General features: G+C 56.7%; 5 protein-coding genes and 1 CRISPR repeat array. All 5 genes read right to left on the reverse strand.

Annotation, left to right across the window (positions count from 1 at the left end; genetic code table 11):
- Positions 1–3 precede the first annotated feature (3 nt).
- A CRISPR array of direct repeats spans positions 4–184; the repeat unit is 36 nt; unit sequence GTGCTTAACGCCTTGCGGCATCAGAGGTTGTGGCAC.
- A gap of 253 nt (positions 185–437) precedes the next feature.
- From cas2 to cmx8, 5 genes are read right to left on the reverse strand one after another with little or no spacing between them, the layout of a single operon-like run.
- A complete protein-coding gene (gene cas2 / locus GX181_00170) occupies positions 438–722 on the reverse strand; it encodes a CRISPR-associated endonuclease Cas2 (GenBank protein NLM70360.1) in 285 nt (94 codons plus the stop codon).
- Between the two features lie 11 nt (positions 723–733).
- The gene (gene cas1 / locus GX181_00175) at positions 734–2,383 is read right to left on the reverse strand and encodes a type I-MYXAN CRISPR-associated endonuclease Cas1 (protein ID NLM70361.1); all 1,650 of its coding nucleotides are present in this window, start codon (positions 2,381–2,383) and stop codon (positions 734–736) included.
- Positions 2,380–3,057 carry a CRISPR-associated protein Cas5 gene (cas5, locus tag GX181_00180; GenBank protein ID NLM70362.1) on the reverse strand — a complete coding sequence of 226 codons (678 nt, stop codon included), beginning with the start codon at positions 3,055–3,057 and terminating at the stop codon, positions 2,380–2,382. Before cas5 ends, cas1 begins: the two co-directional genes overlap by 4 nt.
- A 5-nt stretch (positions 3,058–3,062) precedes the next feature.
- A complete protein-coding gene (locus tag GX181_00185; protein ID NLM70363.1) occupies positions 3,063–3,986 on the reverse strand; it encodes a type I-B CRISPR-associated protein Cas7/Cst2/DevR in 924 nt (307 codons plus the stop codon).
- 26 nt (positions 3,987–4,012) lie between these two features.
- Positions 4,013–5,812, reverse strand: a complete 1,800-nt coding sequence (cmx8, locus tag GX181_00190; protein ID NLM70364.1) for a type I-MYXAN CRISPR-associated protein Cmx8 — start codon at positions 5,810–5,812, stop codon at positions 4,013–4,015.
- Between the last annotated feature and the right edge of the window lie 110 nt (positions 5,813–5,922).

Below are 5,922 nucleotides of genomic sequence, written 5' to 3' on the forward strand. Positions count from 1 at the left end.
ATGAGGTGCTTAACGCCTTGCGGCATCAGAGGTTGTGGCACGAAAACCAACAACGGCCCGTAGTTGTACACCACCAGGTGCTTAACGCCTTGCGGCATCAGAGGTTGTGGCACGCGCACCGCGCGTACCGCGCCCAACGCGGCCCCTGTGCTTAACGCCTTGCGGCATCAGAGGTTGTGGCACAGCATACCTTCCAAATCGGCTCCACATCAACGTTCCAGAGGTGCAGTTTCAAGGATGAGCAAGAAAATGCCACTCGGCACGCAAAAAAAAGTATTGAAGGCACGGAATCCTTAAAACAACACCATCCACGACAAGAATCGCACGCAATCAAGCAATTGTCAAGATCCATAATCCAGAAAACTTCAGTCATTGCAAGGAAAGATGAAGCTTGGCGAATCAAGTCATCCATCACACCCGGAGGCGCTTGAAAGCACTCACATGACAATCCACTTCTCAGGCTCGTCTGGCCAGGCGGCTTCGTTGTTTCTTCTCCTGATCTTCTTTACACATGCATCGCATAGTTCCGTGATCAACAGTCCGTCCGCAGAGTCCATCACCCTGCTAAGCTCCCAGCGCAGGCGTTCTAGTTCTCTTTCACTCAAATATGCGCGAAAAACACTGTACTGTACTCTCTCCCCATGCCCCTCCAATATTTTGGCGACCTTCCGGAGTCGTTTATCATTTCGCACATCGTATGAGATAAGACACCACTTCTTCACTCCATCACATCCTATCTGAGTCGGGAGCGGGCGAAAAGACCGGGCGTGTCGGTCCACTCCTTCTCCAAAAGGCGTACTTCAAGCTCCATCGTGCGGTGCCAGGAGAGAGAGTAGTCCAGTACAGGATGCTTCCACTTGTCTTGCATACGCCGCTCGAAAAGCACTATCGCTTTCTTGCGCCCTTGGTCGGAAAGCCAGACTTTCTCCTTCGTTACAGAGAAGTCCTTTTCGATATCCCACTGCTTTCGATTGATCGAAGAGACCACGACCATGTCCCAAACAGGCACGCGGAAGAGTTCCATTACATCCATCACAAGGGGGTGCGCACTTGATCTCGGAGTGTGAAGGTAACCGAAGGCCGGCTCCAGGCCGACAGAGACGATGCTTTCAAACAGCGCACGATAGAGCATGGAATAACCAAAGCTTAAAATGGCGTTAAATCGGTCCTTGGGCGGCCTTCTAGTTCTGCCGGAGGGCAAAAGTTCAGGTTCTACACTTTCGCTCAATACGCAAGGCAGAAGATCGAAGTAGACTTGGGCGGCTGCGCCTTCTATGCCGCGCAGAGTGTCGACTCCCTCCGCCGGCGAGACGGCCTTCAACAGCGAGCGTATTTCTCCGATGCCGGATTTAATCTGTTCGCTTCGCTGTTCTCCGCGAGTAGTGCGCAAAAGAAAGCGAAGCTGGCTTTCCACTTTCGCAAGGACAGTCCGTCTAGACAGCTTCAGACACATACCTGGATTGGTCAGGGCTTGGTACTGTCTTATGCGTCTTTGCACAGGGCCTGGACCGGGCGAGAAGCTTCCAAGATGCGACCCGCCCCTTGAAAACCAATGCAGGTGAATTCCCTTGTCGGCGCAGAGATGGAGGGCTTGAGTGGTCACCTGCGCGGTGCCGTGCACAGTGATCGAGTGCAGTCCCGCAGAAGGGACCTTCCGAACAGGCTCCGCATCCGTTTCCAGCTTGAACGCCTCTCCGGTGCGCCCTATGCGTGACTGCAGCCCCGTTATGTGGAGCGCCGCCCCCTCTATCTCGGGGGGAAAGAGTCGGATCGGCTCCCACTCCCGGCTTCGTGCCAGGCGTTCCTCCTCCGGGAGGCATACCGGCGCCAACGAGCACTTGAGACACTTTTTCGAGGAGTCGCATACCGGCGGTCTGTCCGTGCTTGCACGAAGCTCTCTGGCTCTGCGAATTGCATCGAAGACTTTTTGACGGTTCTCCTCGGTCAAGGGGACCAACACGGTGGTGTTTTGACCATGGTATCTTATTCGGGCCTCCACAAACTTTCTTTGCAGATGCTCTTCCAGAAGAAGCGAGTAGGCTGTAGCCTGTACTATGTCGCTGTCCCAGGCTTGCGCCGCTTCTCCTTTGCGGAGCATCGGCTTGCCCCTTTTATGTTCGTAGACTACCCAGTTTCCGTTTCTATGGCGCACTGCGTCCATTTTTCCGGTAAGACCCAGTGTTTCGCTGGTAAGGAAGAAGGAGCGACGCTCCTCTCCTTCTTCCTCGGCTAATTCTTCATGCAGGGTTCTTCCGGCATAGACGCTGGCATCGGCGAGGCGGATTTCCTCCACCTCCTCCAGAAAAAACAGACGCTCGCAGTAGAGAAGCGCGTGAAGGGCGCTCACACGCAGCAGCGCGTCGTTTTCCGCCGCGGCAGTCAATATGCCACCTCCACCCAGGCGGACGCCGGTATCGCATCGGAGGGGTCCTTCAACGGGGCGAAAAGAGCGGTCTTGGTCTTCCACACGTTCTCTCTGTCGACTGTGACGGTGAAGCGAGAGATGCGCCTTTTCTCGGTCTCATCTTCGCCGTCCGGCCCGCAGTACCAGTGTGCGCTTGCCGGTTCAAGCATCTCCTCTATTCGGTCCACCATGAAAGAATTGTCCCCTAGAAAGGGGAGGCCGTAACCTCTTTGCGACTCCCCGCGGAGTCCCTTGCGGACCTTCTCTTCAATTGCGGGGGAATCAACCGCTATGACGGCGTCGATGGACGACAAAAAGGCGCGGACTACCGGTTTGATGTGATATTTGGACCCCTTAGCCAGCGGTGCTTTTTCAATGCCGGTCTTCCCAACCGGGTAGTTGTGGAGCTGCTGAAATATCCGCTGGCTCTCGGGAAAGGCGCGCGCTCCTATCGCGAGGCGAACAGAGGGCAGACCATCGGCGATAAGGGTCGTGCCTGTCTTGCCGTCCGCCCCGCGCATCTCGATGCCCGCGATGTTCAAAAGCAGCCCGTAAGCCGCCGAGGGCGTCAGGAAGTCGGCGGTCGGTCGGAAGACTCCGGCCGCGAAGGGTCGGAACGCAGCGAAGGGCGCGGTCACACGCAGGAGAAGCATGATCTTTACCCGAATGCGCGGTCGCCCGCCATGTCGAGTATTTTCGCGGCGTTCCTCTCGGCGACGACGTTCTTCTTCGCAAGCGCGTCCAGGGTCGCCTCGTCCATGTCACGGACGATCTTGCCGCCGACCAGGAACTCCGCGCCGGGGAGGTCGTCGTTGAGAATTGCATCGACGACTTCGGGGAACGAATGCGAACCATCCTCGCCGACCAAGAAGCCGTAGGTGTCGTAGCCGGGGGCGAGCCGGGGCGTGAGTCGCACCACTATGCTGGCAGGGGCCATGTCGTAGAGGCTGCGAGCGTGGTTGCCCGCCACTCCGCCGAGCTGTCCTATCACGGAGAGGAGCTCCCTGGTCCACTCGGCCTTCTCTCTGCATTCATCTAGGTTGAGAGCGAACGGATACTGGAAGGCCGTGTAGGTCGTCTCCCTGTGAAGCAGTTGGGAGGAGTCGGCGTTCTGCCAGGGGCTGTCCTTGGTCTGCAGCGGCGACTGGGTGAATACCGTGTCGTGGCGATATGGCTCTAGCGCGACGGCCAGGTTCATGCGGAGGACGGAGTCGCGTTTGAATGTGAACCGTGCCCTGTTCCGCCCCTTGGCCTCAAGCTCCTTTTCGATCTTTTCCCTGTCTTTCTTTCCTGCGGCGATCAGCCAGCCCATGAAGAAGTCGTCCGCATAGGCGTCCGAGTCGGGGTAGTCCTCGTACTTGACCGCAAGCTGCTCCTCGTCGTGAAGTCTGCTTCTGTTGCACGGAAGCCCCACAGCCCTCAGTCCATCGCGTATGGCGTTTCTCATGGCCTCGGGCGAGACGACCGCGAACTGCATGCGCCCCTTGGTGATCTTCTGCAGAACGGCGCGGTTCTCGGCGGACTCCCCTCGGTAGTTCGCGCTGGGCGCGGCGTGTGTCAACACTGTGGAAAACAGATTCATTGCGATTCCCTCCTTGTTTTTCGGTTTCATTCGGTCTCGGCCTGCGGCTGCTCGTCCTTCGAGTAGACATAGGAGCAGGCGGAAAGGGCCAGCATCGCGAAGAGCTTGATCTTCTCCCGCTCCTCCGGGTCCACAAGAGCCCTGGCGATCAGGATGAATTCGTCGTTATCCTCGTTTTTGGGAGAGCTCTTCATGAACTGAGGGTGCGAGCAGAGTGTGCCGGTGAAGTACTCGGCAATGTCCGACCCCTTTCGTCCGCGAAGGGCGAGAAAGGCGCCGTTGCAAATCTTTTTTACCGCCTCCTGGTATTCCACGGAATAGCGGGCCGAGTCGCCCTCTTCTTTTTTTTCAAGATGAGTCTTGTCGTTCGGAAGCAGCTCCTTCTTCACTCGCTCTTTCAGTTCCGAGATCACGTACCTTCTTACGATGTCTCTTGTTTTCGCCGCGAGCCTGTCATCTCTATTGACTGCGGGCGCGCCGGCATCGTCGATTCCCATGTCTTTCGCCTCCCTTGTATATTCGATATCTTCTGCTATCTTCGTGAATCTGCGTCGGATGTCGTTTCCAAAAAACGGGGTGTTTCCGGGGGTCCCGTCCTTGGACCACACGAACAGCTCGGACGGATACTGCTCCAGGATCTCCTGCATTCCTGTGTACCAAGGGGTTCCGTCGAGGATGTTGCGGATGCGGCAGGTTTTGTAGAGAAAGTTCAGGGGTCTCTTTTTACCGCCGGGTGCGACCAAGTGGCTGTATTCGACCAGCACGTCCCTGCTCAAGGGCACGTAGGCCGATGCCAGCAGGTTTACCGCGTTTCCCTTTTTTTCCATGTGGTAGTACTCCGCGCCCTCGACTGTGTCGAATATGCCGCGCCCCTTGGTTTCCACCCTGTACTCGGTGATCGAGGAGAGAAACTCCAGACCCCCCTCCTCGGGCAGGTCTATGAGCGCGGACACGGGGCGGTGGTACTTGCTGGATTCCAGATCGCTTCCCAGCCACTTTCTGTATTTGCCCACATATTTGTCCACGTCGACTATTTCAGGCATCACAATTACATAGCCGCTTTCTTCACGTTTGAGAGAAATGGCGGAACCGCCCTCGCCCTTTCCCCTCTTTATCTGAAATATTCTTGAGAGAAACAGGGGGCAGGCGATATGGGAAAAATGAAGCAGAAGGGACTCTTTAAGGGTGCCTCTAGAGAGCACTTTCTCCGCATTGAAGCGCTCGGATCCGAGCAAGTATGTCCCGGGGATCTCTTTGCTTTTGTTCATATCCTTGAGAAGTGTTTTCCAGTCACCTTCCGTAAAGGAGCAAGGGCTGCCTTGCACCCTTTCTTCGTACACACCCCGCGTCGTGGGCTTGCCGCGATAGGTGGCCCAGAGCATGTCGCGCCAAAGCTTTAGCTTCTTGTCTCCTTCGTCGCCTTCGGGAAGCACACCCCTCAAGGCCGCGCCCTTGGGAACAGTCATACTGTAGACGAAGTACTTCTCCGTCTCCGTTTTACCTTCCCTCTCCGTCGTCTTCTCCACCGTATCCACAGGCTCCTGCCCCGACCATCTCGATTTGCTCTCGATCATGATCTTTTCAGCGTCGTAAAGCTCGTCGAACAGGGCTTGGAAATTATCTCTTGTAAAACGGATTATCCAGCTCTCTCCCTCTCCCCGTGTTATCTCCGGGAGCGGCGCCATCCCTCTCTCCTCCATGGTCCGCACCAGAAAGACCAGCCCCGCCAGCCCCGTCTTGTGCTGCGCGGAGGGGAGCAGTGCGGTCTTGTACTCGAGTTCCAGGACTTTCTGCTCCTCGTCCTTTGTGGTCTTAGACTTCGCCATCCGGATTCCTCCTTTCCCTGTCTTTGTTCAGCAGCGCAGGCCAAGCCGCTCGCTGTATTCTCCGGTCGCGACCCGCAGATGCGGTGGAAGCCCCTTCCCCTGCACGGTGC

It is taken from the genome of Synergistaceae bacterium (assembly GCA_012521675.1).
Lineage (GTDB): Bacteria > Synergistota > Synergistia > Synergistales > Aminobacteriaceae > JAAYLU01.